The sequence below is a fragment of the Clostridium sp. AF28-12 genome (assembly GCF_003435225.1).
Taxonomy (GTDB): domain Bacteria; phylum Bacillota; class Clostridia; order Lachnospirales; family Lachnospiraceae; genus Pilosibacter; species Pilosibacter fragilis.
This window is the reverse complement of sequence record NZ_QWGJ01000019.1, coordinates 7,514-27,273: the sequence shown is the minus strand read 5'-3', so window position 1 is coordinate 27,273 and position 19,760 is coordinate 7,514. Positions and strand designations below refer to the sequence as shown.

Below are 19,760 nucleotides of genomic sequence, written 5' to 3'. Positions count from 1 at the left end.
TTTCCTTTTCTTATTTTTCAAAACCATTCCGGATCCTCAGCACCATTTTTACGTGATGCGGCATGTCAGAACCCTGAATCAGGAGCTCGCCATTCACCTTGATGTTCTTCAGGGCTGTCTGGGAATTGATCCAGTTGAACTGCGGAAAGACGCTTTCGATCTCATCCATGTAGACGAGTCCGTCTTCGTAGCGGTATTTGCAGTCCATCTCTGCCGGAATTCCGGCACCGAAGCCCGCGACCGCGATGGTGTGGAGAATGAAGCTTCCGTCTTTCTGTATTTCGTAATACTCGTACCATGGAATATGCTCAAAGGAATGTTCCCACTGGAAGGAAAGCTCGTCACCGGTCTTTACCGGAATCTCCCGGTAGACATTTCCGGTTTCAAGCTCTTCGATCACCAGAATTTTTTTCTGCTGCCGTATAAATACGGCAGCAGAGATTGCTGTGATTACCAGAAGAACCGGAATCAGGATTTTTAATTTAGTTCTCAGGAGTCTCATAACCGTGATCCTGCCACCACTTCGCAGCACCGTCATGAAGCGGGATCTTTACATCGTCAACACCGAAGGAAACATCGATGTTCTTGTCTGCTGTGTTGTGGGATGCCTTGATGGTAGCGATTCCATCGTCGGAGAAGATGCAGTCAAGCATATCGTAGACCATGTCATCGGATACATCCTTATTTACAAGCATGATATTGTAAACGAATACGCTCTCCACGTCCTCTTTGTTGTTGTATGTATTGGCCGGGATCGTGCTTGCGGAGAAGAACGGATACTTCTCGATCAGGTTGTCTCTGCCTTCGCCGTCGATCGGAACGATCACCATATCGTAGCTGAATGCCAGCTCGCTGACGGTTGCGTTCGGAAGACCGGAGGTAACAAATGCCGCGTCGCACTGACCGTTCTTCATCTGGTCGATCGCTTCGCCGTAGGATAAGTAGTCAACATCACTATCCTCATATGTCATGCCGTATGCTTCGTAGATCATTCTCGCATTTAACTCAACACCGGAGTTCGGAGCACCGATACCGACCCTCTTGCCCTTTAAGTCCTCAACGCTCTTGATGCCTGTGCTTGCTACGGTTACGAGCTGTACGTAGTTCGGCCAGAGTCTCATCATGGCTCTCAGATCCGGCTCTGCCTTCTCAAACGCACCAAAGCCCTCATACGCCTGTACGACGGAGTCCTGCATTGCGATTGCAAGCTCTGCCTCACCGTTTAAGATCAGGTTGATGTTCTCAACGGAAGCGCCGGTTGCCTGTGCGGATGTCTTATATCCTGCATTTCCTAATGCGGTTGCAAATGCGCCGCCGATCGGGTAGTAGATACCACTCGTAGGACCGGTTGCGACTGTGACGAACTCTTTCGCCCTGTCAATGCTCACGGATGTGCTGCCTGCCTCCGCGCTGGAACCATCCGCCGCTTTCTCAGTTACGGCTGCCGCTGTTGTGTCAGCTGCTGTTGTAGATGTACTGCCGGAACTGCTGCCGCATCCTGCAAGAGCTGCTGTCATTGTGAGTGCCATAGCTGCTGCTGTGATTCTCTTCACTAATCTCATACTGTTTACCTCTCCTTCTTTTTGTTTACCCGTAACGATCCGGTCCCACCCGGATCATTACATACCCACTTTTCAAATGCTTCATATTCTTTATAAATATTTCACATTTCATGTCTAAATTTTAACGTAAACATAACCCTGATACAATGGGGTTCGTGCAAACTGCACAAAATCGTGTATGAATGGTAAAAATTGATGTGTGAAATGCAGGAATAAGACAGTTTTCCTGTGAATCTATATGATATTATTTTAACAATTCTTTGCACACCTTTGCGATCGATCGATGAGTTCGCTTGATAAGTAGGAATTGATCGTTCCCGTTAATATATTGCTTTAAATTTTTAAACTTTAACGCGCATAAGTGTTGACTTTTCTCTCTCCTGTCTTTATACTATGGACATAGCGGATCACGCCTCGCAGGCTTTGCCGATTTGGAATACAAAGCACCGGCATTCTTTCTGCGAGATGTGCGTTATATAACGCATGACCGGATATTACATCAATCATATAGAAACAGGGGAGTAACCGCTTATGGGAGCAATTGTAAAAGTAAGAAATGTAAAATTGGGAGACGGAATGCCGAAGATCTGCATTCCGGTTACGGATACAAATCTCGATGACCTGAAAAAATCTGTAAATCTGATCCGGAATACTCCGTTCGACCTGATCGAATGGCGTGCGGACTTCTACACCGGTATGGAAGATCCCGAAGTCCGGACCAAGGCAATGACCTTATTCCGAAATACTTTGGGAAATATTCCGGTACTCTTTACGATCCGCACCAGCGTGGAAGGCGGAATGATGGAGATCGACACAGAGACCTACACGAAGACGATCCTCGCCGTGATCGACAGCGGTCTTATTGACCTCGTGGACGTGGAACTCTCCCGTGGGGAAGAGACGATGAAAACGATCGTTGCGGCAGCCCACAGGGTTGGCGTGAAAGTCGTCGCCTCCCGCCACGACTTTACCGCAACGCCGGATAAGAACATCATCATAAGCAATCTCTGCCTGATGCAGTCCCTGGGCGCTGATATCGTGAAATTCGCGGTGATGCCGCAGTGTGAGCGGGATGTCCTGACTCTGCTTGACGCAACGTTGACCATGAAGGAGGAGCACAGTGATACCCCGGTGATCACCATGTCCATGAGCCCCACCGGCGTCATCAGCCGTATCTGCGGTCAGCTCGTCGGCTCCTGCGTGACCTTCGGAACCGCAGGAAAGGCATCTGCGCCAGGGCAGATCCCGGCGAACCTGTTAAGCACGTTCTTAAAAACTCTGGCGTAAGGTCAGCAGCCCTCGGTCTTATCCGGTGATTTTCACACAGCCTGTATCTATTCCAGTTACTGTTTGCGCGTAAAGGTCAAATCCTTCGCCCCACGCCAAATACAGCGCCGCTCATTTGCGGCGCTTGCTATAGCACTCAGCCGGAAGATCTTTTGACCATGGCATAAGACTCTCTAACTCTTTTTCGTCGACACTTCCGTCGATACGGATGATCTCAAGCAGTTCGGTTAATAGATGCTTTACGTAGTAGTAAACATTCAGACCCATTTGCCCGGGCTGTTTCGGTAATGCTGTAGATCATTGCACTTGCCTGTGCACCACGTACTGTGTTCAGCGTCATCCAGTTCTTACGGCCGATCGTAAAGGTTCTCAGTGCGCGTTCACTGGCAAGATTATCGATCGGCACTTCCCCATCACTCAGGAATACCTTCAGATATTTTTCCTGATTCAGGCAGTAGTTGATCCCTTTTGCGGTTTCAACCTTTGGAAGGACCGTCTGATCTGACTTTATTTCATGGATCCACGCAAAGAATTCTTCCAGCAGGGGCTTGATGGATCTCTGCCTCTCTTTTAACCGTTCTTCCGAACTCAGATCCTTCAGTCCACCTTCCAGATCATAGACAGCACCGATCCTTACCAGTGCCTTATACGCAATAGATGACTGGATTGCTTCCGGGTTGCTTTTTCCGATTGCCTTGATCGCGTTTGCGAAATGGCGTCTTGCATGTGCCATGCAGTTTGCGTTCTTTATCCCTTCCAGATCCCGTTCCAGCTTGTGGTACTGTTCCAGCCCATCCGTCATAAGAATGCCGGAAAAATCCTTATAGTACGCCTTTGGATGGTCACTATGGCGTGTTTTCTGGTATTCATATATGATGATCGGTGGTACCTTGCCAAGTTCCCCGGTGATATGCACCCACATATAGCTTTTGCTGCCTGCGGGTCTTCCATCATGGATCACATCCACGGTCGTTTCGTCGCACTGGTTTACATGGGCTTTCAGCTGGCATTGCTTCATCATCTCGTATACGACTGATAAGTAGCGCTCTGCCGTCCATACAGTCCAGTTGGACATCGTCTGCTTGGACAGATTCAATCCGTTCGCTCCAAAATCCCTGGAGATCCGGTCGAGTGGGTTGCTGTTTACATATTTAGAGTTGATGATCGCGGCTTCAAGAGAAGGGGTCGCAATGCTGCCTTTAAATAAGGTTGCCGGATGATCTCCACGGAGGAATTCATCCTGATGCGCCCCATCCGTTCCGACATACACTTTGATGACATGTTTCTCCGCAATCCATCTGGCCGGCTCGAACCGGAGTTGCCAGAAGATCTCATCCGGCATGCTTTTCCAGTTCCCCGAACCAAAAGCTTCGTTTAATTCCTGCTCCGGTATATCATGAGAAATCTCTTCCTGCGGGAAATCTTTCAGGTCTTCTTCCCTCTGTCCCTTCTTTTTAGACTTACGGGACCTCTTTTTTGCGGATTCGATAACCTGTTCCATGACCGGTTCAGGGGCGGTTTCATCGTAATTCGCTTCAGCCTCATTAAAAAAGGAGAGCTGCCCCGCGATATCATCCAGTTTTTCTGTCTGGCGACCAAAACGCTGCTGGTTTGCAAGCCGGACCTGTTCTATGAGGGTTTCATAGTTCTGTTCCAGCTTGTCGAGCCGGTCCTGCATCTGGAAGATAACATCGTTTTTTGCTGTATGGTCCATCTGATTCAGTTCATCCGGAGTGAATTTTTTACACATGATGTCCGCCTTTCTTTCTAAGGAAAGTATAGCAGAAATCGGTGATAAATGCCAATCTGGTTTCCATACCGGTCCGTCATTTTTACCTACCCGGAACGTCTCTGGATGCCCTGTTCCAGTCACTTGAAATGCAAGGCGTTTAAAATTAAAAGTTCTCTTTTTTATCTTCATACAGGACAAACGGTTCGTCTCATCGGAGAGGATTCCATTAATAGACACCGCCCTTTTTGGCGGTCAGACTGGCGTTTTATTTTCTCTGTTTTTCACAAACGTTTTAATAGATATGCTTCGGATCAACGTCTTTGATCCTGGGATCCAGGGGATTTAATCCTGTCATGAGGTACCTGTACTGGTCCTCTGTAAGCTCTGCCGCTTCCTGGATATTTCTTGGCCAGGATAATCTTCCGTCCTCAAATCTTTTGTACAAAAGCAGAAACCCCGTTCCCATCCATAAAAGCCCCTTGCACCGGTCAGAACGTTTCCCGCAAAACAGGAACAGGGTTCCTTTCTCGAAAGGATTCTGCCCATACCGATCACCGATGATCGTTGCCAGACCATCGATCCCTTTTCTCAGATCAACAGTGCCGCACGCAAGGACTACACGACGGATCCCGGCTGCGTCTTCAAGCATGGGACACCTCCCGTAAGATATGGCTGAGAAGAGTGTCTGAAATATCATTGGAGATCTCAATCTGAAATGATGCGGTCCGGATAACAGCAGCCGGTTCATTGGAGAGCGGACGAATATTTGTTTCCGAAACAGCAGTACACGGAATTTCAACAAAATCCAGCTCCGATTTTTCCGTTGTGGCAGGGACAGAAACGTTCTCCTTCATTTCCGCATAAGCCTGTTGCCGAAAGCGCCTCTGCCAGTGGTAGTAGCTTTGCTCTCGGATGCCGTTTTCGTCCATCCATCGTTTCGCTGATTGTCCGGCAGGTCTCTGTCCACAAGCCTGGATGATCTTTCGCCAGTACTCTGCACGGACTTCGTGGGTACACTGATCCATAGTCTTTAGTCCTCCTTGAAAAATCTATTGGTTTTCTCAAGTATGCACTAAAAATGGTTTTAGTGAAAGGCGAGTGGTTTGACCTTTACGTTTGCGCAATGCGTGAACATTGTCTTATTCTCCTCAAAATCTACCCGGACAACTTTTAACGTTGATCCTGATCTCCTGCTCCTTAAACGAAAAACTCCCTCTCACCGGATCATGGCACATCCGGCGATTGGGAGTTTTTCTCAGATTTTTTTAATGGGGTTATTTATCTATAATAGGGTGAGCACTCAACTATGAGGAAGAATTTTTTCTGTCCCGTCTTCCGCGCATTTTTTCGCGTACCTGAACATTTATCATAACCGTAACTGTGAGGGTATCAACAGTTGCCGATTATTTCGTATTGTGGGATTTGGAGTGGCTCGGAGCAACGTAGCGTCCGTTCTCTTTCCGTACCAGCTTACCTTCTTTTACAAGCTCATTCGGGCTGTAGATATCGTTGATGTTCCAGCATCCCGGTGTCGGAACGATGATGTTCTCCATCGGTGCCTCTACGAGGAACGGTCTGCCCTCTTTGTTTGCCTGAAGTGCTTTCTCAAGAGCTCCCTTGAACTCTTCCGCGGACTGTACACAGATGGATTCCATTCCGTAAGCCTGTGCCACGGCTGACCATCTTGGTGTATAGGAATCTCCGTTCGGTGTGTGGAATACAGTACCGAATTTATGGTGATAGTTTGCGTTCTCAAGACCGGCGATGGTTCCGAAGGCGGAGTTGTTCATAACAACCCATGTACACGGGATTCCGTCCTGAACGGCTGTCGCAAGGCAGGACGGCTGTACGCCGAATCCTCCGTCGCCTGTCAGTGTCAGGCAGATCTTGTCCGGAACACCCAGCTTTCAGCCAAGGACTGCGGATGCGCCGAAGCCCATATTCGCAAGACCGGAGGTATGATGGATCGTTCCCGGTACGGTGATATCGAACTGCTGGGCAACACCGTTCTTGTTCCAGCCTACGTCTGTAAAGATATAGGCATCCTCCGGGAATACCTCCTTGACGTCCTTTAAGATTCTCTGCGGTGTCATCGGGAAGCGGTTGTCGTTGGAGATCGCCTCGTTGGATTTCTTAAACTCCGCCTTGGCTGCAGCGATTTTCTCGCGAAGTCCCGGATTCTTCTTTCCCTCCGGACAGATCTTCTTCACTTCCTCTAAGATCTGGGTCAGAGCGATCTTTAAGTGTGAACTCTTCAAAGAAGTTACACTAAAAGAGTTCAAATTACACTAAAAATCCTTGAAACCCGCCTATTTCCTAGCTTTTCGGGCTTGCCATTCTCCCGAAATTGCAGTGTATTTAGTGTAACGATTACACTAAACAGAGGAACTCCATGTACTACGATTTTCAGGTTGAAATTCCTGAGGCAAAGGGCAAGATCATCACCAAGAAAAAAGGTTCTGTCACCTATGTCCTATACCAATACGGTCAGGAATACAAGAGCAAAAAGAGATATGCTATTCCGAAAAGAGCCATCATCGGAAAAGTTTCTTCAGAAAATTCTTCGATGATGTTTCCGAATGAGCAGTATCAGGGATATTTTCCTGATGCTGTCCTTCCGGGAGAACGAAATGATGCCGACCGCAGGCTGCTGTCTTCGCATAGGCTCCTGGATTGTCATCAGGCATGTGCTTGATGAATACCATTTGTCTGAAATGCTGTATAAGCCACTTGGCAAAAGTACAGGGCTGTTTCTGGATCTTGTGTCGTTCTCAATCATCGATCAGGATAACGCCGGTCAGTACTATCCGGATTTTGCGTTCTGCCATCCGCTTTTCACTGATCAGATGAAGATCTACAGCGATGTGACGGTGAGCAGACTGCTCAGCACAGTGAGCCGCGAGCAGATCATCACCTTTCTGGATGACTGGAATGCCGGCAGAGATAAGAAACAGAGAATTTATGTATCCTACGACTCTACCAACAAGAATTGTCAGGCAGGTGATATCGACCTGGTCGAATTCGGAAAAGCAAAGGATGATAAAGGAATTCCTGTATTCAATGTATCGATTGCCTTTGACAAGACCAACCGTGTACCTCTCTTTTACGAAGAGTATCCGGGATCCATCACAGATGTTTCGCAGTTTCGGTGCATGGTCGACAAAGTCATCGAGTACGGCTATAAAAAGATAGGCTTTATCCTCGACCGTGGATACTTCAGCAAGGAAAACATCCAGTACATGGATGAAAACCAGTACTCATTCATCATCATGGCCAAGGGATGCAAATCTCTTGTAGCATCGATGGTTGACAGCATCAGAAATACGTTTGAAACAGACCGCAAGTGTCTTATCCGGACCTATAAGGTCTATGGCACGACGATCACCTCCAGACTTTATGAGGATGATACCGATAATCGGTATTTCCATATATTTTACAATCCGTCCCGGCAGGCTGCCGAGAGAGAAAAGCTTGAGCAGAAGATAGAACGTTATCACGAATTTCTTGATCAGCATATCGGAAGCGATACGCAGTTCGGAAAAACCTATCAGGATTATTTCAACCTGTACTACAAGGGGAAAAAGCTTGTCGGCGTACAGGAACGGTCCGATGTAGTACAGCGTGAGCTGAACCTCTGTGGATACTTCTGCATCATCACTTCGGAAAAGATGACTGCAGAGCAGGCGTTGATTCAGTACAAAGGCCGTGATATTTCGGAAAAGCTGTTCAGCGCCGATAAATCCTTCCTTGGCGGTCAGAGCATGCGCGTTCAGTCTTCAGAAGCGGTTTCAACAAAATTTTTTATTGAGTTTATAGCATTGATCGTTCGGAACAGGATCTATAATCTCCTGAAGGAAACGATGCAGAAACTCGATGGTAATCCGAGCTATCTGACTGTTCCAGCCGCGCTCCGTGAACTGGAAAAGATCGAGATGGTGCGAAGAAGCAATGGCAACTATATCCTGGACCATGCAGTAACCCGCAAGCAGAAAAACATTCTTGCAGCTTTTGGTTTAGATGAAGACACCGTCCAGACCAATGCGGCTGAGATCGCCAGCTGTCTTGCAGGCAATCAGTCGCTGATAAACAGCAAACGGAAGGAGGCTTAAAGCCATGGCAAGAGTCAAATCAGTATCATCCATCGATGCCGAAATAGCTAAAACCCAGGAAGAATTAGCCAAGCTCAAGGAAAGATACGATAAAACTGCCTCAAAGCTAGAACAGCTACAAGAACAGAAACGTTCATACGAAGCAAAGCAGATCATGGATGCCTTCATCAAGAGTGGTAAAAGCCTCGATGAGGTGATGACCTTCCTGACTCCATGAGTTATAATCATGTGGTCAGAATGGTTTTAGAGTAACTTTTATGAAGAGTTCACATTAAGTCACCGACTGCGCCGATCTCTACCGGATAGTTTCTGCCGATCTCGTTCGGATCGATATCCACCTGAAGGAAGGTCGTCTTATCCGGATCGAAGGTAACACCCTGATACCAGCTGGAGCTGTCCGCCTCACCGAATCTTGTTCCAAGTCCTAAGATCACGTCACTGCTCCTGCTGGTTCAGAAACATCTGGATCAGCATAGACTTGTCAACGCTATTTAATTGTTCTTCTGTGTACTTGATCGCCATGGCAGGAACTCCTTTTCTTAATGAGTCCATTGTACCAGATTTACGCAGTTTCTGCCACCCGGCGGCTGTTTTCCTTTCGTCATTATGACGGTGGATAACAGTACAGAACATCTGGGATATTTCCCTGAAATTCCAGATGCTCTGTACTGCTATCCGCAAATCCGGTATGTTGTTCTCTGAAAAATCATGTTGTTCGATTTTTTACAACCGGATGCTGTGGATAAATGCAGTAAAATAAAAATATCGCTTTTTTGACTGAAAAACATGGAAAAATTTTTCTCTATAATGCACAAACACTACATCAGTCTTTTGGGACTATCGTTTGGTCGGATTGGATGCTTCGGTATAATCTCCAGGCCCTGCATTAACATCGCATACTGCTCTGCCGAAATTTCCAGAGCTTCTTCTGCAGAACGCGGCCAGCTGAATGCACCATTATCTAATCTTTTGTAGAGAAGCAGAAAACCATCGCCTTCCCAGAGAAGACCTTTGATACGATTTGTTCTCTTACCACAGAACAGAAAAAGCGTATTTTTATCGTAAGGATCAAGTTGAAACCGGAACCGGATCATCGTTGCCAAACCATCTATGCCCCTGCGCAGGTCCGTATAGCCAGCTGCAAGGTAGATCTTTTTTAACCCGGTTGCATCATTCAGCATGAGCCAACACCTCCAGAATATTTCGGATGATATCTGCTGAAGTGTGGTTATAAATTTCAAGCGCCAGTCCTCTGGAGTTGCGGAGAACGGCTGCTGGTTTAACCCCGCAGGAATCTGCTGAGGGGATTGTTTCTGCTGCTGGCATTGGAAGTTCCACAAAAGCCGATTCTGGATTACAAGCTTCCAGGCATGCTTTTCTAACCCGGCGTAAGCGATAGTAATAATTCGCTTTGGTAATGCCATGTTCACTGCACCAGGTTTCAACCTTCATATCTGCAGGACGGCTCTGGCATTCCTGTATCTGTGCGGCCCACTGCCGTAACCGAACCTGCTCGGCTACCAAACTTGTTTGACTGCTCATAGTCTAACCTCCATAGTCGGTCAAAAAAGTTAAGTGCTCAACTTTTTTGACTCTGTGTTGTATGAGACTATTATTGCAGAAAATAAATCGTATGAACAGGTACTTGCTATGGTGCGTTTACGGCAGTCCTCACAGTATTCTACCCACAGAAGTTTTTTTGTTGGATCCATTCCGAAGGAGTTCTTTCCGAATGCAGTCGTTTGATTTGAAATTCTCATAAAGACAACTGATTATACATATCTGTATTAAAGTATGGCAGAAATTCGGAAATCAATTTCACGTGGAAAGTATTTCCAATTTTTTTGACATAAATGAGAGGAGCATCGCTCCATAGCTGACTAATCAATTATTCTGCGACACTCCCTGTAATAGTCCTACTAATACTATCTTAACTAAATGACATTGGTTCAAAACCGACTCGCTTCAAAATGTTAATTACTACTGTAATTCTTCCGGAATCTCTGGCTCATACCCTGCAATAAGAGAAGCGGCACCTGCACCAAAATTTGCAATTATCTCTACGAATGTAGCGACAACGGATAACAATACCTCCATGATTATTTCCTCCTTTTAATTTTTGTTAATATTATCAATACCGAAACAATCATCAATGCTGATACTGCCTCGGACATGACCCAAAATAATCCAAACCGTTGGTAGAAAAACATAGCAATCACGCTTAATATCAGACTGATATGAGTACGTACTCTATTTACCCTAAGACGTTTCGCGCTAAGTCTGCGATGTGGAGTTTGAACTGGAGCTTCTAACCATATATAGACTATATTGCACAGAAACAAAATCCATAAAACAGAAGGCTTTTCCGGAAGATATTCTGCCAACATCCGCTCTGCCAAATACGCAGCGTTCGTTATCAAAAAACAGCCTGCGTAATTCGGCGCATGATAACCACCTGCAAACAATCGGATTATAATAAAATAAGTTAAAAAAATCAACGTTTCCGGCAGAGCTTGTCCAATGATTCCCAGACAAAGAATAGTCCCTAATCCAAATGCCGTAGAATACAGTACTTCAAATCCATATTGATAAATTTTCTGCTTTTCTTCTGATACAGCCCTTTTATTTATTAAAAAAGCTGTACTCGCTTTACTTATATTGGTCAGCATGGTTTCTCCTTTTTCTTAACATCATATCTGACAATCTCTCAATTTTCCTTTATTGTCCGCAAAATACACCTTTTCGTCCGTAAATTATATTTTAACTATAAATGAGTAAATCCTAAATTTTGCACAAAAGAAAGACACCCTCTGCTGAATGATGTATAATTGAAGTGCGACCAACAACCTACTCATTCAAACAAGGGGGTGCCTGTTGCAGACATTATACATCATTCCAATAAGATTTACAATTACTTTAAAGCTCTCAACCTCAACTGTTTTTTATCCGATATTTACCTACAGCATTTTATGGCTATCATTCTTTCTGTCTTTTTGCGTGGATACCGTGACAAAACAACGGATTTCGCCTTGACCAGCCAACATCATAGAACGACTGTGGCTCACTTCCTGAATCAGGGAAAGTGGAATGATTTCCTTTTTCAGGATGCCCTAAGAAACAGCGTTGCGTATTTGATCTACCGGGAGGCGACTATTTCCGGTCAGCCTATCTTTTGCATTGTGGATGATACGATTGCTTCCCATACAAAGCCTTCGTCACAGACTTTGCATCCAATCGAAGCTGCGTATTTTCATCAATCTCATCTGAAAGGCAGACAGGATTGTGGGCACCAGATCGTGTCCGTCATGCTTTCCTGCAATGAAATCACTCTGAATTATGCCGTTATTCTGTATGATAAAACAAAATCAAAGATCCAGATCATACAGGATATTGCTGCAGAACTTCCTATTGCACCGGTAGTTTCCTACTTCCTTTGTGACAGCTGGTATACTTCAGCCAAAGTCATAGATTGCTTTGCTAAAAAAGGATTCTACACCATAGGGGGCTTTAAAAACCAACCGAATCCTCTATCCTTGCGGAATCCGCCAGAAAGCCAGTGTATTTGCCCTTCACTTACGGAAAACAGACCCAAACATCAGCTTTGTGACCGTTGATAAAAGGCAGTTTTACGTATACCGGTATGATGGAAATCTGAATGATGTTCCCAATGCAGTGGTCCTACTGAGCTATCCAGCAGAATGTTTTGGGATTCCAAAAGCACTGCGGATCTTTGTTTCAACAAATGCAGCATTATCCACGCAGGAAATCCTGAGACTTTATACCCAACGCTGGCAAATTGAACTGTTTTTCCGACAAAGCAGGAAAAAGCTTGGTCTGGATAAATATCAGCTGCGTTCCCAAAAAGGAATCCCGAGATACTGGCTGATGATGTCATTTGTCCATTATATGTGTTGCACTTGCAAAGAAACCTATTGCTCTTTTGATGAAGGCTATGCCTATATGCAACAGGAGCTGAAAGCAGAATATTTGAAGCATCTGTTTCGGGTAATAAAAAGCGGTGCCACTTTTGAAGAGGTCTTAGAGATTGCAGGGTAACTTTGTGCATTTTTTGATATTTGCTCATTTATAGTTTTAAAAGAAAATCAGTGCTTCTGCAGAACAAATTGAGTCATCAAACTTTAATTCAAAAATACCATCATACTTTTTTACACAATGCTCAACACTGCTAAGTCCGATCCCATGTATCCTTGAGTCCTTTTTGCTGGACACAAAAACTCCCTGTACACGTTTCGGTTGCATCTGGTATGGATTACGAATGGTAATAAACAGCATCTTCATTACTCTATTCAATTTTATCTCTATCCAACGTTTTTCTTTCTCTAGATAACTGCATGCTTCCATTGCATTATCTAAAAGATTTCCAAAAATAATATTGATGTCTGACTGCTCCAGTGAATCAGCATCACCGATTGCATCCATGTCAATAATCACTTTTATTCCATTTTTCTCAGCCTCATCCATTTTGTAATTTACAATAAAATCTATAGCCTGATTACCAGTAAAAGTTCTAAATGAACATTGCCGAAAAGTTCCCAACAGCTTTTCTAAATATGCTCGACAATTTTGATATTCCTCCTTCTCAAATAAGTGTAATAAATTCAATAAATGATAATTTACATCATGCACAGTTCTTTCGTTTTCTTTTTGTTTCTGACATATCTCCTCATAGTACTGCATATAAGATCGAACTTTCTCCTGCAATTCCGCCTTAGCAATCTCCGCATCTTTCCACCGTCTGTAAAAAAATAATAAAATTGCAACTGCCACACAGATTAAAACGTAAATACTCCACCCCATAAATGCATAAATACTTTTGAAATTATAAGTAATATACACAAGAAATACGCCTATAATCCCCGCCATGATAATAAATCTATATTTCTTCTTTATTACATATTCCTGTAAGTATTTTCTGAATAACATAGAAAATACCACCAGCAAAATTTTATCAAACAAAAGATAAAACTTTCTAATGTCTGAATCAGCTTTTACAACTTCCTGCATAAAAGCCTTATCAACAGAGAAAGTTCCCAATAAAGACATTGTAAAATAATCAAAAACCATAACCAACATCAAAAAAATACATACCAGCCACATCACATCCCGCCATTGTTCCCGGTATAGCATCCAAGTTACAATTGAACAATATAAAAGAAAAACGATAACAGGGCCAAAAGAAACCATCTGAAAGTGATTCGTCCAGATCGTAATTCCCGTAATTGGAATTGCCAAAAGCAAATTCCGCCCTATCATTCGCTTTTCCTCTGTTTTCTGTATAAAACAAAACGCACAGAAACACTCAATTAACGTGGCTATTATCTCCATTCCCCAACCCCAGCTCATTTTCGTTTTCTCCAAAATTCATTTAACGCCCTTTTTACTTCTCTATCATACGTACTGCCTATAGGAATTGTCTGAGCACTTTTCCTTAAACGAATCTCATTACCACAAATTTTTTCAATATAATGCATATTTACAATGTAGCCTCTTTCAACCATTATAAAGTAATCACAGATTTCCTGTAAATCTGTCAGAAGCTTATTTAATGCTTTTCGTTCTTTTGTTGTCTCGTTTCTGGTTACCATGACAGACATTTTGGATTCCTTATAACAGAAGATAATATCTTCACAATTTATTAGTATCTTCTTTCTGGCCGTAGAGATCGTATACTTGTCTTCCTTGGCTACATCTACTTCTTTTAAAGCCGCAGTCAGATATCGTTCAAACATTTCTTCCTCGCACCCTTTCATCAGATACCGGAATACCTTTAACTCAATTGCCTCGATCGAATACTGTAAATGTGATGAAACGATAATAATAATAGAATCAACCTGCGCCCCCGCCAATTCACGCATAACTTCTAAGCCATTGATCATTGGCATCTCTATGTCAAGAAAAATAATATCAAAATGAATTCCTCGTTCTATATCATGAAGGAGCCCGTCCGGGTTCTGATATGGTATTTCCAAAATGTCCGTATTATGTTTTTCTCTATAATAATTCAAATTCCGTACAAGTTCATCAATAGAGCTCTGCTGATCATCACATATTGCGATTTGATACATGGCTTCTCCCTCTTTCTCCATAAAAGCAGCTTCTACCTTTACAAAGTTTTTTCTAATCATAAATTTGTTTGGTCACTGAACTGACAAACTGTTATTTATAATATCATAAAATGCATTTTGAAGCCAGTCCCCAATACCTGAAGATAAGATGCCACAGTCTATTCTTCCTTCATTCCGCAGTCAAATGACAAATCATTCGCTAAACAAGCATTATGCGTTCTTGTCAATATTGATACAGTTCTTTATACTTTCCCCCCTTATCAATTAATTCTTTTGATGCCCCCATCTCAACAATTTCTCCATTTTCTAACACTATAATATAATTTGCATACCTCTCAATATTTTGCAAACGATGAACTATGATAATTCCTATTTTATCTCTAGTTTTCATTTCTGAAAAACACGCACAAAGCAATTCTTTTTCAGATAACGAATCTAATGATGCGCTGGGCTCGTCTAAAATATAGAGCTCCGCTTCTTTTGCAAACACGCGACTTAATGCTAGGCGCTGCCATTGTCCTATTGATATTTGTTTTCCCTTTTCAAACCAGTGTCCCAATTGCATCTGCAAAATTTTATTTCTGTCCTCTGCTGGAGATAATTTGTTCAATTTGAAAATATCATATATTTCATTAATTCTGCATTCATTATTGAGCAATTCTAAAGAACCATACATGATGTTTTCTGCAACGGTTGCCTCGTATTTTAGAAAATCCTGAAATAACCCTCCACATAAATTACGATAAGCTTTTATATCCAGTTTTCGTAGTTCGATTCCATTTATTAATATTTCCCCTTCATAATCTAGATATAATCCTAATAAAATTTTGCTCAACGTGCTCTTTCCACTTCCATTCGCACCTACAAGGGCAAACACATCCCCTTTTTTCATCTTAAAAGATATATTTTATACAAATTTTATATCTGATTTTTGATTATCCGCATAAACACTATACTTTCAAACATTTTGAAGTATAGAAAACTATTCATTTTACCACGAATTTACCACGATTGAATGAGCCTTGATATGACACAAAAACAACATGGGAGATAGCACAAATATCTGTGTATCTCCCGTTTTTCATTCATGTAGTATGATTATTTTACTCTGATTTCAAATTTCAAGATTGCTTTCATCATTTCTGTATGGATTTGACCTTTTAATTCTTCATCAACCTGCATAATGATTTTACCACTTTCAGAGTGGTAAAACGGACGCAAGCATAATTTACATATATAAGCGTCATAAAACTTCAAAATCTCTCTTATGGCAGTTTCATTTCCAGCAGACGCTTGACATATTACTTTTAATGTAGGGTAGCCATATTCTTTTTTCATTGGTTCAATTCCTTTCTTTCAATACTGTTTTTAGTTTCTTCAATCCGTTACTTCTTCTGCGATAAATAGCAGAACGTGATACATGATATAATTCGGCTATTTCTTGGTCGCTCATACTTTGAAAATAGCGTAATAGAATTACATCACGCTCTTTATTCGATAACTTATATAAAGCAACAGCAAGTTTCTCATTTGATATTTGAATTGTAAAATTCAAGACTTCAAACGAAATGTAATCACAAGAATAGTTATCCTTAGTTACACATTCAACATTTTTCGTATCTGATAATTCACAGAATAAAACTTCACGCTTAGAACGTCTTGCAAACTGTCTGTTTCTGTTTTTTACTGTGCATTTAATAACAGTCATCATCAAAGCATTAAACTGTATTCTAACGATATGCTCGAAAGAAGATGGGTTCATAATCTCACCTCCTTTCCGCATACGCTGAAATATATAAACGGAGATACCGTCTATATCTTTGGAAAATACAAAAAGAAGAACAAGAAAAAAGTCCGTACAAAATATACCGTCTGTACGAACTTTTAATATTGTAAAATATTTAGTTGTTGATAAAATGCTGTTAGGTAGTGCATAATCGTATAAGATTATTCCTAAAACTTTCCACAGCAGTTACTTTCAATGCTTTTATATCTTGCTTTTTTAGTCCTATCATAAAGTTTTCCATATAACCGCTTAATAATTTGATTACTTGTTAAAATAGTTATAATGCAGGCGACTATGTGACTGATTAAAATCGCTATCCAAACACCATTTAAATTTTCTGCCAGCCAAGATAATAGATAGGCAAAAGGAATACGAATAATAATATAGTAGAATATCATTAGTATCATACTTTTTGTTGGTTTTCCTATACCATTTAAAGTACCTAAGTAGCAACTAGTAATAGTGTAAAGAACATAACCGATACTAACAATTAAAAAATAATGGCTGACAACATTTGTTACAGCTACGTTGGAAACAAACAATTTTGCCAACTGTTTAGAGAAGAAAATAACAACTGCTGATAATACACTTGAAACAACAATACCATATTTTAACGCCAATTTCAGATAATTCTTTGCTCTGTCGATACGTTGTGCTCCAATACATTGCCCTACGATTGAAGTCAACACCATATTAAGAGCCATAGCAGGATAAAATAATATCATTTCTAATTTTCCAGCAACTCCGTAGCCAGCAATAGCAGAAATACTATAAGTACTAACAATAGCAGTTAAAAATGTTGTACTAATAGCAGGAATACTTTGTTGAATGACAGACGGCACAGCATTTTTTACAAACGGCATAATCTCTTTTGTATCAAAATCAGATAGTGAAAGGTTAAATAATTTTTTACGATAAATATAAATGCACATAAACGCCAAACAAATAATCTGTGATATTAAGGTTGCGATTGCCGCTCCGTGAAATCCAATTATGTTAATGAAAATAGGATCTAAAATAGCATTCAATAAAGTAGACACAAGCATTGCAACTGCTTGAAACATAGTATTGCCAAAACTTCTTAAAATGGCTGTAAAGTATAAATACAAATAAACTGCTACATATCCCAAAGCATATATAGATAAGTAATTTTTTGCCATATCAAAAATTTCAGTCGGTGTATTTAAAACTATCAAAATAGGCTCTAAAAAAATCTCCAACACAATTGTCATAAACACTGAAAGAATTATAGATACAAAAAAAGAAGTAACTATAATATTCTTTTTCTTTTGCTCATTTTTCGCACCAATTACCTGTGATAATAGAATGGCTAACCCGTTTGTTGCTCCCATACCAATTGAAGTTAAGATTAAAATAATAGGTGTCGAGTTTGTTAACGCTGCGTATGCCTGCTCACCTAACAAATTTCCAATCCAAAGACTGTCTACGAGATTATATGCCATATTTAAAAACATAGCTATTATCATAGGAACAGTCATTTCAAGTAAACATTTTTTTGTGTTTCCGTTTACAAAATCAATATTTTTGTTCATTTTAATTCCTCCTATTGAATGAAAATTATTCATTTAATTTATTTAAATATTCCCTGCCTTTTGGCAGGGGAAGATTTAAAGCCTAAACAAGTCCCTAAAAAATGCCTTTATCCGTGAACTCTTTTCTTTAATTGATATATCGGTATTTAAAATAATTCCTAGTTGTCCATATATGCAAAAACTGGCATACATTTCAACATCATTGACTTGTATTTCATTTGTGTAATTTGCTCTTTCAATAATTTCAGATACAATAGGAAAAAGTTTTTCACATACATTCAATGTTAATAAATTATGGAAATTTTTATTTTGGTTATTATGAAAAACTGGATAATATGTATCATCTTCTTGTTCTGCAAAAAGTATCATCTTCCGCAAAATATCTTTTAAACTATCCTTTTTTATATTTATATTTTTTGTCATATTGGCGACTAAAATATTTGAATATTCATTGATAGCAGACTGAAAAAGTACATCTTTTGATGGGAAATATCTATAACATAATCCTTGTGCTATTCCAATTTCTTTTGCTATGTCTGATATTGAAGTTTTTTCAAACCCATTTACACTAAATAATTTAATGGCTGTTTCTAAAATTTCTTGTTTACGTTCCTCTGGTTCTTTTGAAATACGCATTGTTTTCTTTCCTTTCTTGCGGTTTAATTATTGTATGCTATAATTAAACAAGATCTTGTGCCAAAAGATTTCCATTCAATTTCGTGGAAGTCTTTTGATAATAATAACAACATTTCCTTTTTTGAATAAATCTTTACATCTCCACTATTGCTGTGTTTCATATAGTAATTCATTATCTGTCTTGCTCCGATTGGTTGCCAACAATCACCGATAATGAAAACTCCATTTTGCTTTAAACACCTAGACACTTCTTTCTCTACAATATCTGGTTGTGGATAATGATGAAATGAGTCATTACATACAATGGCGTCAAAAGAACTATCTTCAAAAGGTAATCTCTCAGAGTCGCCTAAGATAAGTGTTGCATCATTTCCTAGTTTATTTTTTGCAATTTCAAGCATATTGGGAGATATATCTATTCCAAATAGTTGTTCTGCTATATTTAATTCTTTTATTTCTTTAAGTAACGCACCCGTTCCACAACCTAAATCTAATATAGAATGTATATTCTTATTTTTTAAATTTTCTATAATCGGCTTATAGAGTTTTCGAGCATGTTCCCCCTGAATATTTGTATCATAATCGGCAGCTTGCTTATCAAAAGTCTTTTGTGATTTTTGTTTCGTAATATTCATGTAATCAACTCCTTTCACTAAAATTATATCTCGTGAATGAACGATTGTCAATGAATAAAATTCATTGAATTTCATTCATTTCAAAGACGTGTATCTCTGATTTAAAATACACGCCTTTTTGATTACCCTACAATCTTCCAGTTACTATTCCTTATATAGCCCAAATTTGTACCGTGACAATTTCATTGATATTATCCGATTTACCACAAATCAAATTTTATCTTTTCTTCCTCTTGATTACCCTCCACAGAAAAGAAAAAGCCCTGTCAAGAGCCTTGCCACCATTGGTGGTGCTTTGCACTCTTTACTGGGCTTTTTGTTTGCTGTATCTTCTACAAAGAGGGAAAAAGTTATTCGTCCTCATCATCAAAATG

General features: G+C 40.9%; 26 protein-coding genes. 6 read left to right on the top strand and 20 right to left on the bottom strand.

Annotated features, from left to right (window positions below; genetic code table 11):
* Positions 1 to 10: 10 nt before the first annotated feature.
* Positions 11 to 502, bottom strand: coding sequence for a DUF1850 domain-containing protein (locus DWY93_RS14075; RefSeq protein ID WP_015553738.1), 492 nt, complete (start codon positions 500 to 502; stop codon positions 11 to 13).
* A complete protein-coding gene (locus DWY93_RS14070) occupies positions 483 to 1,562 on the bottom strand; it encodes a TAXI family TRAP transporter solute-binding subunit (RefSeq protein WP_242990658.1) in 1,080 nt (359 codons plus the stop codon). The genes DWY93_RS14075 and DWY93_RS14070 overlap by 20 nt, the downstream gene beginning before the upstream one ends.
* A 531-nt stretch (positions 1,563 to 2,093) precedes the next feature.
* On the opposite strand from DWY93_RS14070, the gene aroD reads away from it, so the two are divergent.
* A complete protein-coding gene (aroD, locus tag DWY93_RS14065) occupies positions 2,094 to 2,849 on the top strand; it encodes a type I 3-dehydroquinate dehydratase (RefSeq protein ID WP_117470329.1) in 756 nt (251 codons plus the stop codon).
* Between the two features lie 214 nt (positions 2,850 to 3,063).
* Here aroD and DWY93_RS14060 read toward each other — a convergent pair whose 3' ends face one another.
* The 5 genes from DWY93_RS14060 to DWY93_RS17610 form a co-directional block, all read right to left on the bottom strand.
* Positions 3,064 to 4,599, bottom strand: coding sequence for an IS66 family transposase (locus DWY93_RS14060; protein WP_242990656.1), 1,536 nt, complete (start codon positions 4,597 to 4,599; stop codon positions 3,064 to 3,066).
* A gap of 274 nt (positions 4,600 to 4,873) precedes the next feature.
* The gene (gene tnpB / locus DWY93_RS14055; RefSeq protein ID WP_117470328.1) at positions 4,874 to 5,230 is read right to left on the bottom strand and encodes an IS66 family insertion sequence element accessory protein TnpB; all 357 of its coding nucleotides are present in this window, start codon (positions 5,228 to 5,230) and stop codon (positions 4,874 to 4,876) included.
* Positions 5,223 to 5,606, bottom strand: coding sequence for a hypothetical protein (locus DWY93_RS14050; protein ID WP_117470327.1), 384 nt, complete (start codon positions 5,604 to 5,606; stop codon positions 5,223 to 5,225). Before DWY93_RS14050 ends, tnpB (DWY93_RS14055) begins: the two co-directional genes overlap by 8 nt.
* 378 nt (positions 5,607 to 5,984) lie before the next feature.
* Positions 5,985 to 6,485, bottom strand: a complete 501-nt coding sequence (locus DWY93_RS17615) for a thiamine pyrophosphate-dependent enzyme (RefSeq protein ID WP_347466264.1) — start codon at positions 6,483 to 6,485, stop codon at positions 5,985 to 5,987.
* A 3-nt stretch (positions 6,486 to 6,488) separates the two neighbouring features.
* A complete protein-coding gene (locus DWY93_RS17610) occupies positions 6,489 to 6,839 on the bottom strand; it encodes a hypothetical protein (RefSeq protein WP_242990655.1) in 351 nt (116 codons plus the stop codon).
* A 321-nt stretch (positions 6,840 to 7,160) separates the two neighbouring features.
* Here DWY93_RS17610 and DWY93_RS14040 point away from each other — a divergent pair, with 321 nt between their 5' ends.
* Together DWY93_RS14040 and DWY93_RS14035 are read left to right on the top strand one after the other, a co-directional pair.
* Entirely contained in the window at positions 7,161 to 8,690 is a 1,530-nt protein-coding gene (locus DWY93_RS14040) for a transposase (protein WP_242990653.1), read from the top strand.
* A gap of 4 nt (positions 8,691 to 8,694) precedes the next feature.
* Positions 8,695 to 8,907, top strand: coding sequence for a hypothetical protein (locus tag DWY93_RS14035; RefSeq protein WP_117470326.1), 213 nt, complete (start codon positions 8,695 to 8,697; stop codon positions 8,905 to 8,907).
* Positions 8,908 to 8,956: 49 nt separating this feature from the next.
* Here DWY93_RS14035 and DWY93_RS14030 read toward each other — a convergent pair whose 3' ends face one another.
* The 5 genes from DWY93_RS14030 to DWY93_RS14010 form a co-directional block, all read right to left on the bottom strand.
* Positions 8,957 to 9,124, bottom strand: coding sequence for a hypothetical protein (locus DWY93_RS14030; RefSeq protein WP_242990651.1), 168 nt, complete (start codon positions 9,122 to 9,124; stop codon positions 8,957 to 8,959).
* A gap of 384 nt (positions 9,125 to 9,508) precedes the next feature.
* Positions 9,509 to 9,871, bottom strand: a complete 363-nt coding sequence (gene tnpB, locus DWY93_RS14025; protein WP_117470325.1) for an IS66 family insertion sequence element accessory protein TnpB — start codon at positions 9,869 to 9,871, stop codon at positions 9,509 to 9,511.
* Positions 9,861 to 10,232 carry a hypothetical protein gene (locus tag DWY93_RS14020; protein ID WP_117470324.1) on the bottom strand — a complete coding sequence of 124 codons (372 nt, stop codon included), beginning with the start codon at positions 10,230 to 10,232 and terminating at the stop codon, positions 9,861 to 9,863. Before DWY93_RS14020 ends, tnpB (DWY93_RS14025) begins: the two co-directional genes overlap by 11 nt.
* A 438-nt stretch (positions 10,233 to 10,670) precedes the next feature.
* A complete protein-coding gene (locus DWY93_RS14015; RefSeq protein ID WP_117470323.1) occupies positions 10,671 to 10,787 on the bottom strand; it encodes a cyclic lactone autoinducer peptide in 117 nt (38 codons plus the stop codon).
* 2 nt (positions 10,788 to 10,789) lie between these two features.
* Entirely contained in the window at positions 10,790 to 11,359 is a 570-nt protein-coding gene (locus DWY93_RS14010) for an accessory gene regulator B family protein (RefSeq protein WP_117470322.1), read from the bottom strand.
* Positions 11,360 to 11,659: 300 nt separating this feature from the next.
* Here DWY93_RS14010 and DWY93_RS17605 point away from each other — a divergent pair, with 300 nt between their 5' ends.
* Both DWY93_RS17605 and DWY93_RS17600 read left to right on the top strand, forming a co-directional pair.
* Positions 11,660 to 12,304, top strand: a complete 645-nt coding sequence (locus DWY93_RS17605; protein WP_242990649.1) for a hypothetical protein — start codon at positions 11,660 to 11,662, stop codon at positions 12,302 to 12,304.
* Entirely contained in the window at positions 12,294 to 12,746 is a 453-nt protein-coding gene (locus tag DWY93_RS17600; RefSeq protein ID WP_242990646.1) for a transposase, read from the top strand. Before DWY93_RS17605 ends, DWY93_RS17600 begins: the two co-directional genes overlap by 11 nt.
* A 36-nt stretch (positions 12,747 to 12,782) precedes the next feature.
* Here DWY93_RS17600 and DWY93_RS14000 read toward each other — a convergent pair whose 3' ends face one another.
* From DWY93_RS14000 to DWY93_RS13960, 8 genes are all read right to left on the bottom strand, one after another.
* Positions 12,783 to 14,054 (bottom strand): sensor histidine kinase, encoded by a 1,272-nt coding sequence (locus DWY93_RS14000; RefSeq protein ID WP_117470321.1) that lies wholly within the window; start codon positions 14,052 to 14,054, stop codon positions 12,783 to 12,785.
* Entirely contained in the window at positions 14,051 to 14,797 is a 747-nt protein-coding gene (locus DWY93_RS13995; RefSeq protein ID WP_181968557.1) for a LytTR family DNA-binding domain-containing protein, read from the bottom strand. The genes DWY93_RS14000 and DWY93_RS13995 overlap by 4 nt, the downstream gene beginning before the upstream one ends.
* 202 nt (positions 14,798 to 14,999) lie before the next feature.
* Positions 15,000 to 15,680, bottom strand: a complete 681-nt coding sequence (locus DWY93_RS13990; RefSeq protein ID WP_347466262.1) for an ABC transporter ATP-binding protein — start codon at positions 15,678 to 15,680, stop codon at positions 15,000 to 15,002.
* Positions 15,681 to 15,874: 194 nt separating this feature from the next.
* Positions 15,875 to 16,114: a helix-turn-helix domain-containing protein gene (locus tag DWY93_RS13980; protein ID WP_005946862.1), complete on the bottom strand. Its 240-nt coding sequence runs from the start codon at positions 16,112 to 16,114 to the stop codon at positions 15,875 to 15,877.
* Between the two features lie 4 nt (positions 16,115 to 16,118).
* Complete coding sequence (locus tag DWY93_RS13975; protein WP_008728841.1) at positions 16,119 to 16,538, bottom strand: sigma-70 family RNA polymerase sigma factor; 420 nt, start codon at positions 16,536 to 16,538, stop codon at positions 16,119 to 16,121.
* 191 nt (positions 16,539 to 16,729) lie between these two features.
* The gene (locus DWY93_RS13970; protein WP_008728838.1) at positions 16,730 to 18,115 is read right to left on the bottom strand and encodes an MATE family efflux transporter; all 1,386 of its coding nucleotides are present in this window, start codon (positions 18,113 to 18,115) and stop codon (positions 16,730 to 16,732) included.
* A 75-nt stretch (positions 18,116 to 18,190) separates the two neighbouring features.
* Complete coding sequence (locus DWY93_RS13965; protein ID WP_008728836.1) at positions 18,191 to 18,751, bottom strand: TetR/AcrR family transcriptional regulator; 561 nt, start codon at positions 18,749 to 18,751, stop codon at positions 18,191 to 18,193.
* 23 nt (positions 18,752 to 18,774) lie between these two features.
* On the bottom strand, positions 18,775 to 19,461 hold the full coding sequence (locus DWY93_RS13960; protein ID WP_223380606.1) for a methyltransferase domain-containing protein: 687 nt from the start codon (positions 19,459 to 19,461) through the stop codon (positions 18,775 to 18,777).
* A 91-nt stretch (positions 19,462 to 19,552) separates the two neighbouring features.
* On the opposite strand from DWY93_RS13960, the gene DWY93_RS17315 reads away from it, so the two are divergent.
* A partial coding sequence (locus DWY93_RS17315) for a hypothetical protein (RefSeq protein ID WP_207658706.1) occupies positions 19,553 to 19,760 on the top strand: 208 nt, incomplete at its 3' end.

Coding starts and splice junctions, on each gene's coding strand:
- DWY93_RS14075 (WP_015553738.1), bottom strand. CDS start 502: ATGAGACTCCTGAGAACTAAATTAAAAATCCTGATTCCGGTTCTTCTG.
- DWY93_RS14070 (WP_242990658.1), bottom strand. CDS start 1,562: ATGAGATTAGTGAAGAGAATCACAGCAGCAGCTATGGCACTCACAATG.
- aroD (WP_117470329.1), top strand. CDS start 2,094: ATGGGAGCAATTGTAAAAGTAAGAAATGTAAAATTGGGAGACGGAATG.
- DWY93_RS14060 (WP_242990656.1), bottom strand. CDS start 4,599: ATGTGTAAAAAATTCACTCCGGATGAACTGAATCAGATGGACCATACA.
- tnpB (WP_117470328.1), bottom strand. CDS start 5,230: ATGCTTGAAGACGCAGCCGGGATCCGTCGTGTAGTCCTTGCGTGCGGC.
- DWY93_RS14050 (WP_117470327.1), bottom strand. CDS start 5,606: ATGGATCAGTGTACCCACGAAGTCCGTGCAGAGTACTGGCGAAAGATC.
- DWY93_RS14040 (WP_242990653.1), top strand. CDS start 7,161: ATGAGCAGTATCAGGGATATTTTCCTGATGCTGTCCTTCCGGGAGAAC.
- DWY93_RS14035 (WP_117470326.1), top strand. CDS start 8,695: ATGGCAAGAGTCAAATCAGTATCATCCATCGATGCCGAAATAGCTAAA.
- tnpB (WP_117470325.1), bottom strand. CDS start 9,871: ATGCTGAATGATGCAACCGGGTTAAAAAAGATCTACCTTGCAGCTGGC.
- DWY93_RS14020 (WP_117470324.1), bottom strand. CDS start 10,232: ATGAGCAGTCAAACAAGTTTGGTAGCCGAGCAGGTTCGGTTACGGCAG.
- DWY93_RS14015 (WP_117470323.1), bottom strand. CDS start 10,787: ATGGAGGTATTGTTATCCGTTGTCGCTACATTCGTAGAGATAATTGCA.
- DWY93_RS14010 (WP_117470322.1), bottom strand. CDS start 11,359: ATGCTGACCAATATAAGTAAAGCGAGTACAGCTTTTTTAATAAATAAA.
- DWY93_RS17605 (WP_242990649.1), top strand. CDS start 11,660: ATGGCTATCATTCTTTCTGTCTTTTTGCGTGGATACCGTGACAAAACA.
- DWY93_RS14000 (WP_117470321.1), bottom strand. CDS start 14,054: ATGAGCTGGGGTTGGGGAATGGAGATAATAGCCACGTTAATTGAGTGT.
- DWY93_RS13995 (WP_181968557.1), bottom strand. CDS start 14,797: ATGGAGAAAGAGGGAGAAGCCATGTATCAAATCGCAATATGTGATGAT.
- DWY93_RS13980 (WP_005946862.1), bottom strand. CDS start 16,114: ATGAAAAAAGAATATGGCTACCCTACATTAAAAGTAATATGTCAAGCG.
- DWY93_RS13975 (WP_008728841.1), bottom strand. CDS start 16,538: ATGAACCCATCTTCTTTCGAGCATATCGTTAGAATACAGTTTAATGCT.
- DWY93_RS13970 (WP_008728838.1), bottom strand. CDS start 18,115: ATGAACAAAAATATTGATTTTGTAAACGGAAACACAAAAAAATGTTTA.
- DWY93_RS13965 (WP_008728836.1), bottom strand. CDS start 18,751: ATGCGTATTTCAAAAGAACCAGAGGAACGTAAACAAGAAATTTTAGAA.
- DWY93_RS13960 (WP_223380606.1), bottom strand. CDS start 19,461: ATGAAATTCAATGAATTTTATTCATTGACAATCGTTCATTCACGAGAT.